Origin of the sequence: Pseudomonas sp. Mn2068, assembly GCF_049319725.1 — a bacterium.
In the GTDB taxonomy this organism is placed as follows: Bacteria; Pseudomonadota; Gammaproteobacteria; order Pseudomonadales; family Pseudomonadaceae; genus Aquipseudomonas; species Aquipseudomonas gingeri.
This window is the reverse complement of sequence record NZ_JBMOUG010000009.1, coordinates 231,679-253,016: the sequence shown is the minus strand read 5'-3', so window position 1 is coordinate 253,016 and position 21,338 is coordinate 231,679. Positions and strand designations below refer to the sequence as shown.

Here is a 21,338-nt window from a genome sequence, read left to right as displayed (position 1 = left end):
GGAGCGATCAGGGCCGCTTAACACGGGAGCCTGGCCAAAAGCCCATAACCGGCTACTTCAACGGTACAAATTATCGATCACAACCCACTGATAAAGCTCAATTTTTTCAACTTTTACGGGCCCACATTCAGCATAAGCTGAAGCCTCGTTCACGGAAGAAGTTGACCTACATGAGCAACCCGCAATCCACACCTGCCACGCCAACCGCAACGGTTCGATCGATCCGCAACCATCGCCTGCTGCTCAAGCAACTGCCCACCTGGCTGGCCCAGGCGCCCCTCGCCCGTCGCCGGGCATTCGCCACGCGCCTCAAGCAGAGCCAGAGCTCCAAGGCCCTGCTGGGGCGTTATCTGCAAGGTTTCAAAAGCGTCAAGGACTTTGCCGCCCCGCTCCTGTCCAGGGCCCTGGACGAGCACTACGGCCCGGGCCTGGACATCCACCACGACCAGCTCCGCCACGTGCATATCCTGGCCGCCGCCACCCTCGGCGCGCCGCGCCAGGAGAGCACCCTCGTGCAGAGCCTGCTGCAGGCCGCCCTGCAGAACTTCGAAAGCAGCGAAACCGGTCGCTTCGGTTTCGACAGCGGCTCGGCCATCCTGCGCAAAAGCACCGCGATGCTGAAGAAACCCATCACCCCGGCGGATTTCGCCGCCGTCTGCCGCCAGCTCGACCTCGGCGGCCAGTACAAGCAGCACGTCGAGCATTTTCTCCTGCCCACCCAGCATGGCCGCCCACTGCCGCTGTTCAAGGCCCTCTTCGAGCAACAACAACGCGACGAACTGGCGCTGGGAGCGGAAATCGCCCTGATCCAGGGCCACTTGGACCAGCCGGCCTACCAGATGCTGCAAAGCCTGCTCGACCCGGCGCAGCCCACCCGCTGGGACAATCGCCCGGTACACTGCCACTCCCTCAGCCTGCTGGACTTTCCCAACGTCGACAGCGGCTCCTGGGGCGCGTTGCTCAAGGGTGTGCTGCTGATCGAGCACAGCGTCCCGGCCAGCAACAGCGACCTGCCCTGCGTCGCCTACCTGGCAGGCGATCCGCAACAGGCCGTCAAGCGCTATCCGTCCGTCACGGCATTCCATGACGAGCTCAGGGAACGCCTGCGGGATAAAACCTACCAGGCGTTCTTCCAGCGGTATGTGCACCTGCGCACGCAACCGGCTTTCTTCCAGGCCCTCGACGATTGCCTGAACCCCCTCGACCCCGCCAGCGGACAGCGCAAGGCGGCCCCGCAAGCCAGCCTGAACCTGCAGAAAAGCTCGCTGGGCGACAGCCCTTTCGACGAGTTCTGCGACCTGCAAACCATCAAGAAACTCGACGACGCCCGCGTCAGCGCGGTGCCCACGGACGACGAGGACAAGAAGACCCGGCTGACGCGCCTGCACGCGTTGCTGAACTGGGGCATCAACCTACTGTTCCTGGTCCCCGGACTCGGCGAGGCGATGCTCGCGGTGGCCGCCGCGCAAATGATCGTGCAGCTCTACAACGGCATCGAAGAATGGCGCCATGACGAGAAAATGCAGGCGGTGCTCGGTTTTATCGGCGTGCTGCTGAATGTCGAGTTGCTGGGGGCGGGAACCGCGCTGACCCGCGAGGTCGAAGGGGCATCGTTTGTCGAAGGGCTCAAGCCGATCCAGTCGCCACAAGGCAAGCCGGCGCTGTGGAAACCCGACCTGGCCCCTTATGAACACCCCCTGCCCGACAAATCGGAACTGAAAGTCGATGCCAACGGGCTCTATCACCATCAGGACAAGACCTACCTGGGGCTCGACGGCCGCCACTACCGGATCCGCCCCGGCGCCAGCGCCAACCGCTTCCACTTGCAGCACCCGAGCAACCCCGATGCCTACGCGCCGCTGGTCTATCACAATGGCAAGGGCGCCTGGCTCCATCAGTTCGAGAACCCCTTGCAGTGGCAACAGCCGCAGCTGTTTTCCCGACTGGGGCCGGATGCGGCCAGCCTGGACCCGGCGGCGGCGCAAAGAATCATGCGACTGAGCGAAGTCGACGACGGCATCCTGCGCAGGCTGCACCTGGACCAGGCACCACCTCCGGCCCTGCTCGAAGACAGCGTGACCCGCTTCACGCTCGACCAGGACCTCAAGGCCCTGGTGCAACGTCTGCAAAGCGGTGGCGCGGCCAACAGTTCACTGGATGAGCTGCACATGGAACTGCAATTGCTCACCAGCGAACCGGTCTGGCCGCCCTCGAAAGTGCTGCGCCTGCTGGACCGTCACGGCGCCCCGCTGAAGGAATACCCCGGCGGCCAGTTGCAATCGCTGCAGCGCATCGACCTGCAATGGCCCGGACTCAACGCCAACCAGTTGCTGCAAAAGGTCCTGGTCAATCTCGACGAGAGCGAGATCCGCAGCTTGCTGGGCGAAGACTTCGGCGCCGGCCCCATCAGCCTGGAGGCGCGTACCGTGGCGCTGCGGCGCAAGCTCGCGACCCAGGCCACCCGCCGCCGGGCAGCGCTGTTCGATTCACACTATCGCTATCGCACCCAGAGCAACGACCCCGCCGTCGCCTTGATCCGCCAGGCATTTCCCGAGCTGTCGACGCCGATCGCCGAGGAACTGTCCAGAAACGCCAGTCCGGCCGAGCAACGGCTGCTGCTCAAGTCCCGCCGCGTACCGTTGCGACTGGCCGAAGAAGCCCGCTACTACAGGCGCAACCTGCGCCTGGCGCGAACCCAGGAAGGGCTGTATCTGGACGCCACGAACAACCCCGATGCCGACAGGCTGATCCTCAGCCAGATCGGCAAGTTGCCGGGCTGGTCGGACCAGATCCGCCTGGAAATCCGCGAGCCGCACTTCGGCGGATCCTTGCTCGACAGCCTCGGCCAGGAGCAGGCGCCGATCCGCAAGGTCCTGGTCAAGACGGACGGCCAGTACGAAGCCTATGACGCCCTGGGCCAGGAACTGCACGGTCCGGACAATCTCTACAGCAGCGTCCTGCACGCCCTGCCCGACACCGAGCGCAAGGCCCTCGGCTTTCCCAGCCCCCATGAAGCGGCCAACCTCAAGCAGGCCGTGCTCGACCAGCCATTGCCACCACGCAAGGAGATGGAGAAACTCCTCGGCGCACCGCCCACCAAGCCCAACCCCACGCCGCCCATGCGCCTGGCCGGCCGCCGCGCCAGCGCTGCCGCCGCCGAAAGCGAGGCGACGCAGCGAATTCCCGGCACTCGCTCCCTGGCCTTTACCGAGCTGACGCGACGCCTTTACCCCGAACATCCCTGGCGAGATGTCGAGGCCTTTCTCGGCATGCGCGGCCTGAACGACGTCGCGGCGGTGCACCGCCTGGAAGAACTGGAGATCGAATACAACACCTTGTGCGCGGAACTCGATGCCTGGGTCGGTCTGACGCCACCGTCCAACGTGCAAAGGATGGTCAGAGAGTTCATGGCCCAGTCGGTCAAGCAATGCTGGCGCCGGGAGTTCACCCAGACCCCCTATGGACAAGCCTACCGGCTCAGCTTCGTCCTCCACGAACCGACCGCCCGGCTGCCGGCGCTGTCGGCCAACTTCAGCCATGTCAGCGAAGTGCTCCTGACCCTGGGCCATGCGGACATCACCCAGGGACTGAACGCGTTCCTCGAGGGATTCCCGCAACTGAAGCGCCTGTATATCAGCGGTGGCGGGCTGACCGAGATTCCCGCGGCGCTGGGCTCGATGTCCGAACTCACCCACCTCAACCTGGGCGGCAACCAGATCGTTCTGACCGAGGAAAGCGCCACCCTGCTCGGCGGACTCACCCACCTGCGGGAATTCAACCTGAGCAATAATCCGACCCTGGGCCGTTCGCCGGATTTCAGCGCGATGCGCGAACTGACCCGGATCGGCCTGCGCAACACCGGGCTCACCCAATGGCCGACCGGTTTCACGGACCTGCCGGCCCTGACCCACCTGGACCTGAGCGAGAACGAACTGACCATGATCCCGCAATCGGTCCTGGATACCAGCGAAGCCGGTCAACGGATCGCCCGCACCCTCAATCTCTACGGCAATCCCCTCGAACCCTTTTACGTGAACGATGCCCTGGACTATCACACGGAAACCGGGATCGACCTGGGGCTGGACATACCGGCCGACTCGGATTCGGATAGCAACCTCAGCAGCGACGATTCGCCGGTGCACAGTCCGCAGGGCTCGCGCCCCCCCGCCTCCCGCGACGAAAGTCCCTGGTTGCAAGGACTCGACAGCCAGGAGCAGCAGGCCTTTCGCGCCACCTGGATGAGCCTGGCCAGCGAGGAGCCGGTGGAGCAGTCCGAAGCGTTTTTCCGGGTGATCGGCGACCTGGCACTATCGGCCGATTATAAAGAGGCAGACGCTCGCCCGGGGCTCCTGGACAAGGTCCGGCGCATGGTCCGTGGCGCCGCCGAGGACACCGAACTGCGCGAGAAGCTGTTTCTCAGGGCCACCGCGCCGCAGTCACACGCCTGTGCCGACGGCATCGCCGTGGCGTTCAGCGACATGGGTCTCGACGTGCTGCTCCATGAAGCCTACGCCGAGCCGGATGCCCAGAAGATCGAGGCGAAACTGCTGCAACTGGCCAGGGCCAAGTCACGCCTGGATCGCACCAACGCCCAGGCCCGGGCCCTGATCCAGGAACGCCGGGACGCGGGTTGGCATCCCGATGATGCGGAAGTCTACCTGGCCTTTCGCATCGGTCTGGCGCAACGCCTGGAACTGCCCTGGCAGGCCTCGAAGATGCTTTTCGGCAGGATTACCGGGGTCACCCCGGACCAGATCGAGGCCGTCTACCAGGCTATCCTCGAACAGGAACGGCAGCCCATGGACGGGGTCCGGCAGATCATCGCGCAGGAGTTCTGGAGGGACTACCTGGAGGTCCAGTACCTGCAGGAGCTCAGCGTGAAGGAAGCGTTGCGCGAGGCCAAGAGCGACGCCCTGCTGGACCTGCAATCGGCACAGGAGCGCTGGTTCGGCGATGACGCTCTGCCCGAGGAGGAAAAGACCCGTCTGCAGGCTGTCATGAAAGCCTCGGCCGCCACCCTGGGCAAGCCCGAGACGGAAGTGTTCGCCCGCGTCATGACCGATGCCGAATACCAGAACCTCTACCAAGCCATCGCCCGTGAGCACAGCGACGAGATGGAGCGCCTGACCGCGGAGGCGCTGAAGGAGCACGGCATGGCGCGCTGACCCCGCCGGGGCTGCGCCGCCAACCCCGAGCCGAACCCTGATGGAGGGCGAGCGGGCCACCCCGCTCGCCCCGGAGCACTCCCTGAAGCGATCCCCCGCAGAAAGCCCCACCCGTGGAAAAACAGCGCCGTGGAAATGTCCAATTGACAGCCGACGCCATCGGCTTTACGTTAACGTAAAGGTCAATAACCACTGACACTCCTGCCTTGCTCATTCCATAACAAAAGGTGCCTCATGAGCTATCCGACCCTGAACTTCGACCTCGGCGAAACCCTCGACATGCTCCGCGACCAGGTGCAGGGCTTCGTCGCCCGGGAGCTGGCGCCACGGGCGGCGCAAATCGACGTGGACAACCTGTTCCCCGCCGACATGTGGCGCAAGTTCGGCGACATGGGCCTGCTGGGCATCACTGTGCCGGAAGAGTACGGCGGTGCCGGCCTCGGCTACCTGGCCCATGTCGTGGCGATGGAAGAAATCAGTCGCGGTTCGGCCTCGGTGGCCCTCTCCTACGGCGCGCACTCCAACCTCTGCGTCAACCAGATCAACCGTAACGGCAACCATGCGCAGAAAACCCGCTACCTGCCGAAACTGATCAGCGGCGAACACATCGGCGCCCTGGCCATGAGCGAACCCAACGCCGGCTCCGACGTGGTCTCGATGAAGCTGCGCGCCGACCGTCGCGGCGACCACTACGTGCTCAACGGCAGCAAGACCTGGATCACCAACGGCCCCGACGCCAACACCTACGTGATCTACGCCAAGACCGACCTGGAAAAGGGCGCCCACGGCATCACCGCGTTTATCGTCGAGCGCGACTGGAAAGGCTTCAGTCGCGGCAACAAGTTCGACAAGCTCGGCATGCGCGGCTCCAACACCTGCGAGCTGTTCTTCGATGACGTCGAAGTGCCCGAAGAAAATATCCTCGGCACCCTCAACGGCGGCGTGAAAGTACTGATGAGCGGCCTCGACTACGAGCGCGTGGTGCTCTCCGGTGGCCCGACCGGGATCATGCAGGCCTGCCTGGACCTGGTGGTGCCCTATATCCACGACCGCAAGCAGTTCGGCCAGAGCATCGGCGAGTTCCAGCTGATCCAGGGCAAGATCGCCGACATGTACACCCAGCTCAACGCCAGCCGCGCCTACCTGTACGCCGTGGCCCGCGCCTGCGAACGCGGCGAGACCACGCGCAAGGACGCCGCCGGGGTGATTCTCTACAGCGCCGAGCGCGCGACCCAGATGGCCCTGGAAGCGATCCAGATCCTCGGCGGCAACGGCTATATCAACGAATTCCCCGCTGGACGCCTGCTGCGCGACGCCAAGCTGTATGAAATCGGTGCCGGCACCAGCGAGATCCGTCGCATGCTGATCGGCCGCGAACTGTTCAACGAAACCCGCTGAGGGGCGCGCACATGGCAATCCTGCACACGCAACTCAACCCGCGCTCGGCGGAGTTCGCCGACAACCGCGCGGCGATGCTCGAACAGGTGGTGGCCCTGCGTTCGCTGCTGGCCCAGGTGCAACAGGGCGGCGGACCGAAGGCCCAGGAACGGCACACCTCGCGGGGCAAGCTGCTGCCCCGCGAACGCATCAACCGCCTGCTCGATCCCGGTTCGTCGTTCCTGGAAATCAGCCAACTGGCGGCGTATGAGGTGTATGGCGAAGAGGTGCCGGCGGCCGGGGTGATCGCCGGGATCGGTCGCGTCGAAGGTGTCGAATGCATGATCGTCGCCAACGATGCGACGGTCAAAGGCGGCTCCTATTACCCGCTGACCGTGAAAAAACACCTGCGGGCACAGACCATCGCCCAGCAGAACCGCCTGCCGTGCATCTACCTGGTGGACTCCGGCGGCGCCAACCTGCCGCGCCAGGATGAAGTGTTCCCGGACCGCGAGCACTTCGGGCGGATCTTCTTCAACCAGGCCAACATGAGCGCCATGGGCATCCCGCAGATCGCCGTGGTCATGGGCTCCTGCACCGCCGGCGGCGCCTATGTACCGGCCATGGCCGACGAAGCGATCATGGTCCGCCAGCAGGCGACCATCTTCCTCGCCGGCCCGCCGCTGGTGAAGGCCGCCACCGGTGAAGTGGTGAGCGCCGAGGACCTGGGCGGTGCCGATGTGCACTGCAGGATCTCCGGCGTGGCCGACCACTATGCCGACAGCGACGAACACGCCCTGGCCCTGGCCCGGCGCAGTGTCGCCAACCTCAACTGGCGCAAGCTCGGCGAGTTGCGGCAACGCGCGCCGATTGCCCCGCTGCATGGCGCCGACGAGCTGTACGGCGTGATCCCGGCCGATGCCAAGCAACCCTTCGACGTGCGTGAAGTGATCGCCCGGCTGGTGGACGGTTCGCTGTTCGATGAATTCAAGGCGCTGTTCGGCACCACCCTGGTCTGCGGTTTCGCCCACCTGCACGGTTATCCCGTGGCGATCCTGGCGAACAACGGCATCCTCTTCGCCGAGGCCGCGCAGAAAGGCGCGCACTTCATCGAACTGGCCTGCCAGCGCGGTATCCCGCTACTGTTCCTGCAGAACATCACCGGTTTCATGGTCGGCCAGAAATACGAGGCCGGCGGTATCGCCAAGCATGGCGCCAAGCTGGTCACCGCCGTGGCCTGTGCGCGGGTGCCGAAGTTCACCGTGATCATCGGCGGCAGCTTCGGTGCCGGCAACTATGGCATGTGCGGCCGGGCCTACGACCCGCGCTTCCTGTGGATGTGGCCCAACGCGCGGATCGGCGTGATGGGCGCCGAGCAGGCGGCGGGCGTGCTGGTGCAGGTCAAGCGCGAACAGAGCGAGCGCACCGGCCAGGGCTTTTCGGCCGAACAGGAGGCCGAGATCAAGCAACCGATCCTCGACCAGTACGAGCACCAGGGTCATCCGTACTACTCCAGCGCACGACTGTGGGACGACGGCGTGATCGATCCGGCGCAGACCCGCGAGATCCTCGGTCTGGCGCTCTCGGCCTCGCTCAACGCACCGATCGAACCGAGCCGCTTCGGCGTGTTCCGGATGTGATCCCCCTGACTGTGGGAGCGGGCTTGCCCGCTCCCACAGGGTTGGCATCGCCTGCACACATGGAATCTCCCGCCGGTCTGACTCCAGTCGACAAGGCAACAGACACCGCTGCACAGGACCCGACACCATGACCGATTTCAACACCCTGGAACTGCAGACCGACCCACGTGGCTTCGCCACCCTGTGGCTCAGTCGCGAGGACAAGAACAACGCCTTCAACGCCGAGATGATCCGCGAGCTGATTCTCGCGCTGGACAAGGTCCAGGCCAACCCGGCCCTGCGCTTCCTCGTGCTGCGGGCTCGCGGCCGGCACTTCAGCGCCGGTGCCGACCTGGCCTGGATGCAGCAGTCGGCCGAACTGGACTACCACACCAACCTCGACGACGCCCGCGAACTGGCCGAACTGATGTACAACCTGGCCCGCCTGAAGGTCCCGACCCTGGCCGTGGTGCAGGGCGCGGCCTATGGCGGAGCCCTCGGCCTGATCGGCTGTTGCGACATGGCCATCGGTGCCGACGATGCGCAGTTCTGCCTTTCGGAAGTGCGCATCGGCCTGGCCCCGGCGGTGATCAGCCCGTTCGTGGTCCAGGCCATCGGCGAACGCGCCGCCCGCCGCTACGCCCTGACCGCCGAGCGTTTCAGCGGCGTGCGCGCCCGTGAGCTGGGGCTGCTGGCCGAAAGCTACCCGGCGACCGAGCTGGATCGCCAGGTCGAGGCCTGGATCGACAACCTGCTGCTCAACAGTCCCCAGGCGATGCGGGTGAGCAAGGAACTGCTGCGCGAAGTCGGCAGCGGTGCCCTCACCCCCTCCCTGCGGCGTTACTGCGAAAACGCCATTGCCCGTATCCGGGTCAGCCCCGAAGGCCAGGAGGGCCTGCGCGCCTTCCTGCAAAAACGCCCGCCGGGCTGGCAAGCCGAACCGACTGCCAAGGAGCCCCGTTGATGAGCGCCCCCGTGATCACTTCCATACTGGTCGCCAACCGTGGCGAAATCGCCTGCCGGGTGATGCGCACCGCCAAGGCCATGGGCCTGACCACCGTCGCCGTGCACAGTGCCATCGACCGGGATGCCCGCCACAGCCGTGAAGCCGACATCCGCGTCGACCTGGGCGGCAGCAAGGCCACCGACAGCTATCTGCAGATCGACAAACTGATCGCCGCCGCCCAGGCCAGCGGTGCCCAGGCCATTCACCCCGGCTACGGTTTCCTCTCGGAAAACGCCGCGTTTGCCCGGGCCATCGAGGCCGCCGGACTGGTCTTCCTCGGCCCGCCCGCCGCCGCCATCGACGCCATGGGCAGCAAGTCCGCGGCCAAGGCGCTGATGACCACCGCGGGCGTGCCGCTGGTGCCCGGTTATCACGGCGAGGCCCAGGACCTGGACACCTTCCGCAGCGCCGCCGAACTGATCGGCTACCCGGTGCTGCTCAAGGCCACCGCCGGCGGTGGCGGCAAGGGCATGAAGGTGGTCGAGGACGTCAGCCAGCTGGCCGAAGCCCTGGCCTCGGCGCAGCGCGAAGCCCAGTCGTCGTTCGGCGATTCGCGGATGCTGGTGGAAAAGTACCTGCTCAAGCCCCGTCATGTGGAAATCCAGGTGTTCGCCGACCAGCACGGCAACTGTCTGTACCTCAACGAACGCGACTGTTCGATCCAGCGCCGCCACCAGAAAGTCGTCGAGGAAGCGCCGGCACCCGGCCTGAGCCCGGAGTTGCGCCAGGCCATGGGCGAGGCGGCGGTACGCGCGGCCCAGGCCATCGGTTATGTCGGTGCTGGCACCGTCGAGTTCCTGCTGGATTCGCGCGGCGATTTTTTCTTCATGGAGATGAACACCCGCCTGCAGGTCGAGCATCCGGTCACGGAAGCCATCACCGGCCTCGACCTGGTGGCCTGGCAGATTCGCGTTGCCAGCGGCGAAGCCCTGCCGATCAGCCAGGAGCAGGTGCCGCTGCTGGGCCACGCCATCGAAGTGCGCCTGTACGCCGAGGATCCGGGCAACGACTTCCTCCCCGCCACCGGGCGTCTCGAGGTCTACCGTGAATCGGCCGCCGGACCGGGACGCCGGGTCGACAGCGGAGTGGCCGAAGGCGACAGTGTGTCGCCCTTCTACGACCCGATGCTCGGCAAGCTGATCGCCTGGGGCGAAACCCGTGAACAGGCGCGCTTGCGCCTGCTGGCGATGCTCGACGAATTCGCCGTTGGCGGGCTGAAGACCAACCTTGGTTTCCTCCGGCGGATCATCGGCCACCCGGCCTTTGCCGCGGCGGAACTGGATACCGGCTTTATCCCGCGTTATCAGGAACAACTGCTGCCGGCTGCCGGCGAACTCTGCGACGAGTTCTGGCAGGTGGCGGCCCGGGCCTGGTCCTGCGGCCTGGCGGCGACGCCACGCGCCGATGATCCCGGCTCGCCCTGGGCCAGTGGCAACGGCTTTCGCGGCGGGCTGCCGGCCGAAACCGCCCTGCACCTGAGTTGCAGGGGCGAAGACCGCGCCCTGACCCTGGTTCCGGACCAGGGTGTGGGAGTCGAGTGGCACGGCGAATCCCTGTCCATCGAACGCCAGGGTATTCGCCGCCGCTATCGGGCCATCCGCCAGGGCGATAACCTCTATCTGCAATGGCAAGGCGAGCTGCTGGCGATCAGCGCCTTCGACCCGATTGCCGCGGTCGAGGCCAGCCACGGCCATCAGGGGGGCCTGACGGCACCGATGAACGGCAATATCGTCCGGGTACTGGTGCAGGTCGGCCAGAGCGTCGAGGCCGGGACCCAACTGGTGGTGCTCGAAGCCATGAAGATGGAGCACAGCATTCGCACGCCCCAGGCCGGCGTGGTCAAGGCGTTGTATTGCCAGGAAGGCGAGATGGTCAGCGAGGGCAGTGCGTTGGTGGAACTGCAGGAGTAACCGGCACCGCGACATGCAGGAGCCGGCTTGCCGGCGATGGCGTCCTTATCGGCACTGCAAGGCTTGCTGACCCCATCGCTGGCAAGCCAGCTCCTACAGGGTTCCAGTCTGGACCATAGTCCATGGCGAGCCCCCATCCTGTGGGAGCGGGCTTGCCCGCGAAAGCGGCGGCGCGGCTGGCATCGTCATCGCTGGCAAGCCAGCTCCAATCGGTCACCTTTAGAACTTGGTGGTGGCCTGTACGACCACACCGATAATGCTGTAGTCCTCGGTAAACAAAATCTTCGGATAAGTCGGGTTCAGCGGTTTCAGGTAGCGCTGGCCGCCCTCTTCCACCCACTGCCGGAAAAACGCCTCCTCACTGTCCCGCAGGCGGGCAATCACCAGCTTGCCGGGTTCGGCGTCGAGGTCGGGGTCCACCAGGATCAGCATGCCCTCGGGGACGCTGGTGCCCACCGGCGCGGTCATCGCATCCCCCGCCACCTTCAGCCAGAACGCCGCTCCCGAGGCGTAATGATCGGTCACCTCATAGTGCGTCTTGCGGTAATCCCCCACATCCGTCTCCCGCGCCGGCACCACTGAATGCCAGTCGCTGACCGGGTAGCGGAACGCCGAGGTGATGTCATAGGCCTGCCCGTCCCGCTCCGACGGGTCCTGCGCCGCCACCGAACGGTCACGGATCACCAGCACGACCTCCAGATGCCCGAGTCCCAGGGCCTGGAGCACCTTGTTCATGCTTTCGAGATCCGGCTGGCGCCGTTTGTTCAGCCAATGACCGACACCGCCCTGGGATACCCCAACGCGTTCTCCGAGTTTCTCTTGCGTGAGGTCTAGCTCGCGCAGCTTGGCTCTCACCAAGGCAATCCATTTATCCATGGGCGGAACAATACGGGCTGTATTCCGCCGTTCAATACACAAACTGTATTATATGTGACAAACATAAAAATACGGTTAGTACTAGGCTTGTAACGCTGATGCGACTTCTTCCTCAAAGGCAGGTTTTCCATGACTTCCACACCCAAGCACATGACCGATTTCCACACCATGTCCCCCTGTAATTCGCTCAAGGGGAGGCACGCGGCCCAACGCGCGCTCGACTATTATTTGAAACCAAGCGTTTCCGGCCCCCTCTCCGACGAGGGTGCCTGCCGACCTGACGAAGACAAGCTGTTCGCCGTGCGCGAGAACCTCAGCGTCGAGGAGGCCATGGTCCATGCCTCGGACCTGCTGCGTTGCGCGGCCGCCACGGCCTATGAGGCCGCCGATGCCCTGCAGGGCTCATCCCGCGACCTGGCCTTTTCCGTGGTGTACATGGTCGACATGGCCAAGGCCATGGTCGACCGGGCCCTGAGCGCGGAATGCCCGGGAATGTGAAGGGCGCGCGAACGCACCGCCGGTGCAGGGCAGCCAGCGAAACAGAGTGGAGTCTGGAGAGAGGAGTGGAAAAATAATTTCCAGGAGAGACAGGAAAACATTTGACTTGCAAATGATAATGATTATTATTGCAAGCAGCTGATCGCGAGATCAGTCGATAACCCGGAGACCTTAGGTCGGACTCTGGATTATCTCCTCATCAGGCTAATCACGGTTTTTGACCCGGCTTTTTGCCGGGTCTTTTTTTTGCACCCGTTTTACGGGCTTTGCTTCAGGCTAATGAAGACTTTGGCGCTGCCATCTCGATGGGGCAGTCGCGATGGCGCGGATGATAGCAAAGGAACATCGACGAGCGAAAGTCCGTCATCCCGGGTAGGAGAACGGAAAAACCATGGAAGTACTTGAGAATCAATATCACAAACACTAAGCTGGCGCGGCGTCATGGACGACGCCCCCTTCCCCGCTCCAGGCTTTCTGCGGCTCGGCCAACGACCGCCCGCCGTGTACAGTAGCAACCACAAGACATCATATTCAGGTACACAGACTATGACCGTGGTTCTGCCCTCACTCAAAATCAGCAGCGACTTCGACAGCGGCAATATCCAGGTACTGGATGCCAGCAACCCGCAGCACCTGCTGCTGGCCATCGAGCCAGACACCCGCAGCCACCATTTCCAGTGGTTCCATTTCAAGGTCGAAGGCCTGCAACCGGGACAGACCTATACCTTCGAACTGAGCAATGCCAGCCAGTCCTCGTACAACAAGGCCTGGACCGGCTATCGCGCCGCCGCGTCCCACGATCACCACGACTGGTTCCGCACCGACACGCGCTTCGACGGTGAAAGCTTGCATATCCAGTTCCAGGCCGAACAGCCCCAGGCCTGGTTCGCCTATTTCGAACCCTACAGCCGCGAACGGCACGACTGGCTGATCGAACAGGCCCTGAGCCATGCCGGTACCGAACTGCTGGCCACCGGCAAAAGCGCCGAGGGCCGGGATATCCCGCTGCTGCGCAAGGGCGACGGCGCGCCGGGTAAACGCAAGGTCTGGATCATCGCCCAGCAGCATCCGGGCGAACATATGGCCGAGTGGTTCATGGAGGGGGTGATCGAGCGCCTACAGGAACAGCACGATCCGCAACTGCAAGCCCTGCTGGCCGCTGCCGACCTGTACCTGGTGCCCAACATGAACCCCGACGGGGCGTTCCATGGACACCTGCGCACCAACGCCATGGGCCAGGACCTCAACCGTGCCTGGCAGAGCGCCAGTGCGGAGATCAGTCCGGAAGTGTTCTTTGTCCAGCAACAGATGGCCCAGTACGGCGTCGACCTGTTCCTCGATATCCATGGCGATGAGGAAATCCCCTATGTGTTCACCGCCGGCGGCGAAGGCAACCCGGGCTACACCCCGCGTATCGCCGACCTCGAACACCATTTCCGCAGCCACCTCAGTGCGCTTACCCGGGACTTCCAGACCACCCACGGCTACACCCGCGACCTGCCCGGCGCAGCCAATATGACCCTGGCCTGCAACAGCGTCGGCCAGCAGTACGACTGCCTGTCGCTGACCCTGGAAATGCCGTTCAAGGACAACGATGACGCACCGGATGCGCGCACCGGCTGGTCCGGCAAACGCTCCGCGCAACTGGGCAAGGACGTGCTGAGCAGCATTGCCGATATCGTCGGCCGCCTGCGCTGACCTCGTCTAGCGGACCGTACAGATGGGCGGCGTCTCGACCTGCGCCACCAGCCGTGCGATCAACCAGGACGCCGCCGGCCCCGGTGGCGTATCGGTGCGGTAGATCGCATCGAGGCCGTAGGGCCCGCCGCGCATATCCGGCAGGTCCAGGCGCACCAGACGCCCGCTGGCCAGATCCTCGGCGACCATCGGCGCGGGCATGTTGCCCCAGCCCACGCCCTCGCGCAGCAGCATCAGCTTCGACCCCAGGTCCGCCAGACGCCAGGTGCGGGTGCCGAGCACGCCGAACTCCTGGTTGCGGGTCAACGTCGAGCGGTCCGACAGTACCAGTTGCACGTGCTCGCGCCCGGCGCCGGGCAGGTTCAGGCCCTGGGCCAGCGGGTGATCGGGGGACGCCACTGAAATCAGCTCGACGCTACCCACCCCGACCCGTTCCAGCCCGGCCATGCCGCGACTGAAGAAACCACTGACACCGACACTCGCCCGCCCCTCCAGCACCAGTTGCGCCACCGCGCCCAGGGCTTCCACATGCAGATGCAGGAGTACCGTGGGAAACTCCGCGCGAAACCCCTTGAGCACATCCACCAGGCGCGCCGCCGGCAACATCACATCGACCACCAGATGGATTTCGCCCTCCAATCCCTGCAACAAGCCCTTGACCTTGGCCCGCAGGCCATCGATGCCGTTGTAGATGGTCCGGGCTTCGGCCAGCACCGTACGGCCGGCGTCGGTCAGTTGCGGCTTGCGGGTGGTGGTGCGATCGAACAGTTGCACCCCCAGTTGCAGCTCCAGGTTGGCGATGGTGTAGCTGATCACCGACGTGGCACGACTGAGCTTGCGCGCGGCACCGGCGAAGCTGCCGGTTTCGACGACCGTCAGCAGCACCCGTAGCTGGTCGAGGGTGGGGGTTCCGGGATTGGTGCTCATGACAAGGTCTCGGTGGGCGGAAGGACGAGAGCAATGTTCGATAAAATCGAATCTGATACTCGAAATTATTCGACTATTGCGTACGTTACGCCAATGGCAGACTGCTCACCAGTCCGACGCGCCATAGGGGTCGCGCCGCTTTTTATCAGGTACTTCTCATGTCTCAAAGCACCCTGTCTCAAAACACCACAGCTCATTCTGCCCTCGGCTCGCTGTCCGACAATACCTCCGCATCCGCCGGTGTCGCCCTGGCCGGGCGGATCCTGCTCAGCGTGATCTTCCTGCTCTCCGGTTTCTCGAAAGTCGCCGATCCCAGTGCCATGCTCGGCTACATCGGTTCGGCCGGCCTGCCGTTCCCGCAACTGGCGCTGATCGTGGCGATCGCCGTCGAAATCGGCGGCAGCCTGCTGCTGATCCTCGGCTACCGGACCCGCCTGGTCGCGCTGGTGATGGCCGTCTTCACCCTCGCCACCGCCCTGGCCTTCCACAATCACCTGGCCGACCAGAATCAGTTCATCCATTTCTTCAAGAACATCGCGATGACCGGTGGCCTGTTGCAGGTGGTGGCCTTCGGTGCCGGGCGTTTCAGCCTGGACGCCCGTCGCCGCGGTTGAGATCGGACTCCCCGCCCGGTTGAGCGGGAACCACACCTGCAGGCGCCGGCTTGCCGGCGATAGCGGCCGGTCAGGCGATGCAAGGCCCGCTGGCCTCATCGCCGGCTTGTCGGCGCCTGACAGACCTTGGCCTCGCCGTACCAGACATGATGTGCAAGGATAGTGCGCTGCACAGCGTTGTCTGCCGGATTGCCAAGGATGCTTCATGACTGCCCTCTCCTCCCACGCCCCGCCCAAACAGGCCCCGACCAAACCGGGCCGCCTGGAACAGATGTCGACCCGTATCGCCTTCTTTATCGCCGGTTTCGGTGTCGCCGCCTGGGCACCGCTGGTGCCCTACGCCAAGGCCCGCGCCGGACTCGATGAAGGCACCCTCGGTCTGCTGCTGTTATGCCTGGGCGTCGGCTCGATCATCGCCATGCCCGTGGCCGGTGCCCTGGCCTCGCGTTTCGGCTGCCGACGGGTGCTGACCGTCGGCACCCTGCTGATCTGCCTCGCCTTGCCCCTCCTGGCCACCGTCAGTTCCCTGCCCCTGCTGATCCTCGGCCTGTTCCTGTTCGGCGCCGGGCTCGGTTCGGTGGACTCCACGGTCAATCTGCAGGCGGTGATCGTCGAGCGGGCCAGCGGCAAGACCATGATGTCGGGTTTCCACGGTTTGTTCAGCCTTGGCGGGATTGCCGGCGCGGCCGGGGTCAGCGCCCTGCTCGGCCTGGGGCTGTCGCCACTGGCGGCGATCGGCGTGGTGATCGTGCTGCTGATCCTGGCCCTGCTCAAGGCCGCGCCGCACCTGCTGCCCTATGGCAGCGAAAGTTCCGGCCCGGCCTTTGCCGTGCCTCACGGCGTGGTGCTGTTTATCGGCCTGCTGTGCTTCGTGGTGTTTCTCGCCGAAGGCGCGATGCTCGACTGGAGCGCGGTATTCCTCAATGCCGAACGCCAGGTGCCGGATGCCTATGCCGGTCTCGGCTACGCCGCCTTTGCCCTGACCATGACCCTCGGCCGCCTGACCGGCGATGCCATCGTCCGGCGCCTGGGGGCGAAACGGGTGATCGTGATCGGCGGTATCACTGCCGCGGCCGGACTGGCGCTGTCCACCCTGGCACCGGCCTGGGAAGCGGCGTTGCTCGGCTATGCCCTGGTGGGCGCGGGCTGTTCGAATATCGTGCCGGTGCTGTACACCGCCGTGGGGAAACAGAAGGTCATGCCGGAAAGCATCGCCATACCGGCGATTACCACCCTGGGTTATGCGGGGATTCTGGCGGGGCCGGCGGCGATCGGCTTTATCGCCCATGCCAGCAGCTTGAGCTTGGCGTTCCTGCTGATCGCGCTGATGCTGGTGGGCGTGGCGATCGGCGGAAAGATCCTGCGGGTCTGAGTCGACACACGCTTTTGCAGGGGCCGGCTTGCTGGCGATCCAGGCAACGCGCAGTGACAGGACAGCGCGTCGATGCGATCGCCGGCAAGCCGGCTCCCACAGAGGTCAGGAAGGGTCGATCAGAACCCGACACTGGCCTGCACGAAGAAGGTCCGTGGTTCACCCACGTAGATCCCCGAGTTGTTATCGCTCGACCGCGTGAAGTAGCGCTGGTCGAACATGTTGCGCACCCCGGCGCCCAGCTTCAGGTTCGACAGCTGCGCACCGAAGTCATAGGCACCGCGCGCATCCCAGGTCATGTAGCCGGGAATGTTGCCGTACTGGCCATCGGCGGTCGGCTCGGTGATGTAGTTACCGTTGAAACTGCCATCAGCGTTGGTTCCGGTACCCGGCGCACGTTGGGCGGACTGGGCGAAACCGTCGAGGTTGTAGGTCCAGCGGTTGACCGCGTAACGCAGGCCGACATTCAGCACCTGACGGGAATACAGCGGCAGGTCGCGGTCCTTGAAGCCCGGGATATCGCCCTGGGAAGTCGCCTTGGTGTAGGTGTAGCCGGCGCTCGCGCTCAGGCCGTCGAGCACCGGGTTCAGCGCCGACAGGTCATAGTGCACGGACGTCTCGATCCCCTGGTGCTTGGTCGCGCCGAGGTTGGTCCAGCCCACATCGTTGCTGACGTATTGCAACTCGTCGGCGAAGTCGATGTAGAACAGGGTCATCTCGCCGCCCCAGGTGCCGTTGTCATACCGCGTACCCAGTTCGTAGGTCTTGGCCTTTTCCGGTTGCAGGCCGTTGGCGGTGCTGTTGCCGTTGCCGCCTTGCGCCACCTGGAAGTACTGCAGGCTGCCGAAGGAGGTCTCGTAGTTGGCGAACAGTTTCCAGGCATCGGAGATGTGGTACATCACACTCAGGGCCGGCAACGGCTCGTTGCTGTTGACGCTGCGGTTCTTCTCCTGGACCGGCACGCCATTGGTGCCCAGCACCGGCCGCTCATGCCAGTCGGTGTTGATGCGCTCGAAGCGGATGCCCGGGGTGATCGTCCACTTGCCCACATCGATCTTGTCGTCGATGTAGAAGGCGTTGGCCTCGGTGCCACCGGTACGGTCCTGGAAGATATGGCCGTCGGAAGTCGGGGTAATGGTCGGGATATTGTTGACCAGGGCCACCCGGCTGGACGACTCGTGCATCGCCTCACGCAGGTAGCGATAACCGACGCTGACTTCCTGGCTGGTGTCGCCCAGTTCGAATACCCGCGATGCACGCGGCTCGACACCCAGGGTGTAGTAGCTGCGCGGGAAGGAGCTGAGGGTCTTCTGGTCGCGGGCGGCGATGTTGCTGCCACGGAAGCTGTCGGTGTAGTAGGTCAGCACTTCGACCTGGGTCTGGTCATCCACCTGCCGCTTGTACTTGAAGGAAATGTCCTTGCGGCGACCGGTGAAGTTGTCGTAGTCGCGCACCGACTGATACGGGTTGTCCTTGTACTGCTGCTGGGTCAGGCCGCCCGGCATGTCCGCATTGGCATCGTAGTAATGCAGGTTGAGGGAGAAGTCGTCCTGGTCGGTCGGCGCCCAGTGGGTCTTGAGCAGGACATCGTTGATGTCGTTGTCGTTGTTGCTTTTGCGGTAGCCCTCGCCCTTGACGCCGGAGTACAGCAGCGCAGCGCCGAAACCGTTGTCGGCGGTGCCGCCGAGGAACGCCGTATCGAGATGCTTCACCCCGCCATAACGCGAGGTTTCCACGGTGCTGCCGATCTCACCGGAAAACTTCTGCGGGATCGCCCGGGTCACGAAGTTGATCACGCCACCGACGTTCTGTGGTCCATAACGTACCGAACCGGCACCGCGTACCACGTCGATGCTGTCCAGGTTACCCACCGACACCGGAGCCATCGACAACTGTGGCTGGCCATAAGGAGCGAATGCCGCCGGCACGCCGTCGATCAGCACAGTGGAGCGTGGCGACAGACGGGACGTCAGGCCGCGCACACCGACGTTGAGGGAAATATCGCTGCCGCCGGTGCCGTTGTTTTCCTGCACCTGCACGCCGGGAACGGTACGCAGCGCGTCTTTCACGTTCATCGCACCCTGCTCGACCATCGCTTCACGACGAACCACGGTCCGCGCGCCCGGGTGGTTCTGCACGATCGCCTGGTCGGCGTCGCCGAGCCAGTCGCCCACCACCTTGACGTCCAGCGGTGCCAGTTCCAGCGAACCGGCGGCGGCCGGGGCGGCTTCGCGCAGGGTCACCGAGCCGTCCTGGAGGTCATAGTCCAGGCCGCTGCCACGCAACAGCACGTTCAGGGCTTCTTCCGGCGACAGGTTGCCATCCACCGCGGGGGCCTGCTTGCCGGCCACCAGTTGCGGGCTGAAGAACACTTGCAGGGAGGTCTGTTGACCCAACTGGCTCAAGGCCGATGCCAGGGGCTGGGCCTGGATATGAATGGCCGAATCGGCCTGGGCCGCCTGGCTCAGGGGGACAACGGCACTGACCGCCAGCGCCAGGGCAAAGGCCTGGGAGCTGGGCAGCGCGTTGCGGATCGCCTGGTAAAGCGCGTTGGGTTTGTTGTTGTTCACGTCTGACCTTGTCCTGTTGTTCGCAAATGTATGCGGCTGTTAATGCAAACCAGTTGCAGTTGGACAAGAAGACGAAGAACTCGAAAAAAACCTGAATCTATTTTGCAATTATTTCCTGGGCACCGTCGGCGCGGCTCCTGACCGCCACCGGCAGGATGCTCGGCAGGGCCTTGAGCAGGGCGTCGGTATCGTTGACCTTGAACACGCTGGTCAGGCGCAGGTTGCCGACGGCCGGGGTGGCGACGCTCAACGGCTTGTCCCGGTAGCGCGAGACTTCCGCCACCACATCGGCCAGGCTGGCGTTGTTGAAGATCAGCTTGCCGCTGCGCCAGGCCGTCAGCTCCTCGGGGTTGACCGCCTGCGCCGCCGCGACCCGGCCCTGGGCATCGACCCGCGTACCGAGGCCGGCCGTCAGGGCGACGAACTCATCGTCGCGGGCATCGCGGCCCTGGACCTTCACCGTTCCCGCTTCCACCACCACGCGGGTTTGCGTCGGATCGCGGCGCACGTCGAAGCGTGTCCCGGTGACCGTCACCTTGCCGACCCCGGCCTGCACCACGAACGGCCGGCTGGTGTCGTGCTCGACGCTGAACATCGCCTCGCCCTCCTCCAGCTCGACATTGCGCCGGTCCTGCTGGTAACTCACGCGCACCCGGCTGCGGCTGTTGAGGTCGATGACCGAACCATCGGGCAAGGCCACATGGCGGCGCTCACCGAGCACCGTGGCGAATGTCGCGCTGTAGGGCGCGGGATGGTTCAGGCCGCTGAACAGACCCAGTCCCAGGGCAACCGCGATCACCCCGGCCGCGATCGCATAGCGCAGCAACGGCCGGCGCCCGACCCGCGCCGGCGGCACCTCGCAGAGCGCCTGCAGGCGCGCCTGGGGCACCAGGTCGGTGGCGCTCCAGAGCCCCTGGAGCACGTCGAACTCGTCCTGGTGCAGCGGATGCTCCTGGCGCCAGGCGTCGAACTCGGCCTGTTGCGCGGCGCTCAACGGCGCCTCCCGCACCCGCACGAACCAGGTGGCGGCCTCATCGCGAACCGTGGCTGGATCGCGTGTGCAATCGCGGGTATCCATCATGGAAAGTCCTGTCCGGGTGGAATGTGCATCGCCTTGTCCTTCATTGATCCGGTCCATCCAGGCGATCGCGCAGATGCCGCAGGGTGCGGATCATATACTTCTCCACCATGTTCTTGGACAACCCGAGGCGTTCGGCGATCTCCGCCTGGGTCAAACCCTCGATCTTCTGCCAGACAAAAGCCTTGCGACAGTTGACGGGCAACTCGCCCAGGGCCCGCTCGATGGAGTCGGCAAGCTGGATGGCGTGCATGAAATGCTCCGGGTCGCCGGTGGGCGGCGCGCTGTGATGAATCGCTTCCAGTTCCAGGGCACCGCGTCGGTCTTCGCGACGATAGGCATCCACCGCGATATTGCGCGCGGTCTGGTGCAGATAGGCCCGTGGCTGCTCGACGCTGCCAGCACGGCTTTCCAGCACCCGCACAAAGGTATCGTGGGCCAGGTCCTCGGCTTGCTGACGGTTTCTCAGCCGGCGGGTCCAGGTGCCGATCAACTCTTCGTAATGCTCGAAAAAACCGGGTCTGCGGGGTGGCTGGAGATTCATGGCGACGGGCTATGAAGGTGGGGCGTGAATAGTAATGCTTCCTATTAATAGCTGCAATTCATTCCGCGAAACCACGACGGCGGG

14 protein-coding genes are annotated in these 21,338 nt (G+C 64.6%); 9 read left to right on the top strand and 5 right to left on the bottom strand.

Features of this window, described 5'->3' with window-relative positions; all coding sequences use genetic code 11:
* Nucleotides 1-170 precede the first annotated feature (170 nt).
* The 5 genes from ACL9RJ_RS21380 to ACL9RJ_RS21360 all read left to right on the top strand — a co-directional run bounded on the left by ACL9RJ_RS21380 (nt 171) and on the right by ACL9RJ_RS21360 (nt 11,077).
* Nucleotides 171-5,165, top strand: a complete 4,995-nt coding sequence (locus ACL9RJ_RS21380) for a dermonecrotic toxin domain-containing protein (RefSeq protein ID WP_103032738.1) — start codon at nt 171-173, stop codon at nt 5,163-5,165.
* 234 nt (nt 5,166-5,399) lie between these two features.
* Entirely contained in the window at nt 5,400-6,563 is a 1,164-nt protein-coding gene (locus ACL9RJ_RS21375; RefSeq protein ID WP_017125804.1) for an isovaleryl-CoA dehydrogenase, read from the top strand.
* Nucleotides 6,564-6,574: 11 nt separating this feature from the next.
* Nucleotides 6,575-8,182 (top strand): carboxyl transferase domain-containing protein, encoded by a 1,608-nt coding sequence (locus ACL9RJ_RS21370; RefSeq protein WP_178991583.1) that lies wholly within the window; start codon nt 6,575-6,577, stop codon nt 8,180-8,182.
* A 127-nt stretch (nt 8,183-8,309) separates the two neighbouring features.
* On the top strand, nt 8,310-9,125 hold the full coding sequence (locus ACL9RJ_RS21365) for a gamma-carboxygeranoyl-CoA hydratase (protein ID WP_017125802.1): 816 nt from the start codon (nt 8,310-8,312) through the stop codon (nt 9,123-9,125).
* Complete coding sequence (locus ACL9RJ_RS21360) at nt 9,125-11,077, top strand: acetyl/propionyl/methylcrotonyl-CoA carboxylase subunit alpha (protein ID WP_103032739.1); 1,953 nt, start codon at nt 9,125-9,127, stop codon at nt 11,075-11,077. Before ACL9RJ_RS21365 ends, ACL9RJ_RS21360 begins: the two co-directional genes overlap by 1 nt.
* A gap of 219 nt (nt 11,078-11,296) precedes the next feature.
* Here the strand turns inward: ACL9RJ_RS21360 and ACL9RJ_RS21355 are convergent, their stop codons facing one another.
* Entirely contained in the window at nt 11,297-11,953 is a 657-nt protein-coding gene (locus ACL9RJ_RS21355) for a LexA family protein (RefSeq protein ID WP_017125800.1), read from the bottom strand.
* 129 nt (nt 11,954-12,082) lie between these two features.
* Between ACL9RJ_RS21355 and ACL9RJ_RS21350 the strand changes: the two genes are divergently transcribed.
* Together ACL9RJ_RS21350 and ACL9RJ_RS21345 are read left to right on the top strand one after the other, a co-directional pair.
* Nucleotides 12,083-12,451 (top strand): DUF6124 family protein, encoded by a 369-nt coding sequence (locus tag ACL9RJ_RS21350; RefSeq protein ID WP_042935202.1) that lies wholly within the window; start codon nt 12,083-12,085, stop codon nt 12,449-12,451.
* 546 nt (nt 12,452-12,997) lie between these two features.
* Complete coding sequence (locus ACL9RJ_RS21345; protein WP_017125798.1) at nt 12,998-14,149, top strand: M14 family metallopeptidase; 1,152 nt, start codon at nt 12,998-13,000, stop codon at nt 14,147-14,149.
* Between the two features lie 6 nt (nt 14,150-14,155).
* Here ACL9RJ_RS21345 and ACL9RJ_RS21340 read toward each other — a convergent pair whose 3' ends face one another.
* Entirely contained in the window at nt 14,156-15,076 is a 921-nt protein-coding gene (locus ACL9RJ_RS21340; protein ID WP_017125797.1) for a LysR family transcriptional regulator, read from the bottom strand.
* Between the two features lie 158 nt (nt 15,077-15,234).
* On the opposite strand from ACL9RJ_RS21340, the gene ACL9RJ_RS21335 reads away from it, so the two are divergent.
* Nucleotides 15,235-15,690 carry a DoxX family protein gene (locus ACL9RJ_RS21335; protein WP_017125796.1) on the top strand — a complete coding sequence of 152 codons (456 nt, stop codon included), beginning with the start codon at nt 15,235-15,237 and terminating at the stop codon, nt 15,688-15,690.
* Nucleotides 15,691-15,895: 205 nt separating this feature from the next.
* Nucleotides 15,896-17,062, top strand: coding sequence for an MFS transporter (locus ACL9RJ_RS21330; RefSeq protein ID WP_103032740.1), 1,167 nt, complete (start codon nt 15,896-15,898; stop codon nt 17,060-17,062).
* Nucleotides 17,063-17,181: 119 nt separating this feature from the next.
* Here the strand turns inward: ACL9RJ_RS21330 and ACL9RJ_RS21325 are convergent, their stop codons facing one another.
* From ACL9RJ_RS21325 to ACL9RJ_RS21315, 3 genes are all read right to left on the bottom strand, one after another.
* Nucleotides 17,182-19,632: a TonB-dependent siderophore receptor gene (locus ACL9RJ_RS21325; protein WP_017125795.1), complete on the bottom strand. Its 2,451-nt coding sequence runs from the start codon at nt 19,630-19,632 to the stop codon at nt 17,182-17,184.
* A 97-nt stretch (nt 19,633-19,729) separates the two neighbouring features.
* On the bottom strand, nt 19,730-20,713 hold the full coding sequence (locus ACL9RJ_RS21320; protein ID WP_422765642.1) for a FecR family protein: 984 nt from the start codon (nt 20,711-20,713) through the stop codon (nt 19,730-19,732).
* A gap of 40 nt (nt 20,714-20,753) precedes the next feature.
* A complete protein-coding gene (locus ACL9RJ_RS21315) occupies nt 20,754-21,254 on the bottom strand; it encodes a sigma-70 family RNA polymerase sigma factor (protein WP_017125793.1) in 501 nt (166 codons plus the stop codon).
* Nucleotides 21,255-21,338: the final 84 nt, after the last annotated feature.

Coding starts and splice junctions, on each gene's coding strand:
- ACL9RJ_RS21345 (WP_017125798.1), top strand. CDS start 12,998: ATGACCGTGGTTCTGCCCTCACTCAAAATCAGCAGCGACTTCGACAGC.
- ACL9RJ_RS21365 (WP_017125802.1), top strand. CDS start 8,310: ATGACCGATTTCAACACCCTGGAACTGCAGACCGACCCACGTGGCTTC.
- ACL9RJ_RS21315 (WP_017125793.1), bottom strand. CDS start 21,254: ATGAATCTCCAGCCACCCCGCAGACCCGGTTTTTTCGAGCATTACGAA.
- ACL9RJ_RS21350 (WP_042935202.1), top strand. CDS start 12,083: ATGACTTCCACACCCAAGCACATGACCGATTTCCACACCATGTCCCCC.
- ACL9RJ_RS21375 (WP_017125804.1), top strand. CDS start 5,400: ATGAGCTATCCGACCCTGAACTTCGACCTCGGCGAAACCCTCGACATG.
- ACL9RJ_RS21360 (WP_103032739.1), top strand. CDS start 9,125: ATGAGCGCCCCCGTGATCACTTCCATACTGGTCGCCAACCGTGGCGAA.
- ACL9RJ_RS21340 (WP_017125797.1), bottom strand. CDS start 15,076: ATGAGCACCAATCCCGGAACCCCCACCCTCGACCAGCTACGGGTGCTG.
- ACL9RJ_RS21380 (WP_103032738.1), top strand. CDS start 171: ATGAGCAACCCGCAATCCACACCTGCCACGCCAACCGCAACGGTTCGA.
- ACL9RJ_RS21320 (WP_422765642.1), bottom strand. CDS start 20,713: ATGATGGATACCCGCGATTGCACACGCGATCCAGCCACGGTTCGCGAT.
- ACL9RJ_RS21355 (WP_017125800.1), bottom strand. CDS start 11,953: ATGGATAAATGGATTGCCTTGGTGAGAGCCAAGCTGCGCGAGCTAGAC.
- ACL9RJ_RS21330 (WP_103032740.1), top strand. CDS start 15,896: ATGACTGCCCTCTCCTCCCACGCCCCGCCCAAACAGGCCCCGACCAAA.
- ACL9RJ_RS21370 (WP_178991583.1), top strand. CDS start 6,575: ATGGCAATCCTGCACACGCAACTCAACCCGCGCTCGGCGGAGTTCGCC.
- ACL9RJ_RS21335 (WP_017125796.1), top strand. CDS start 15,235: ATGTCTCAAAGCACCCTGTCTCAAAACACCACAGCTCATTCTGCCCTC.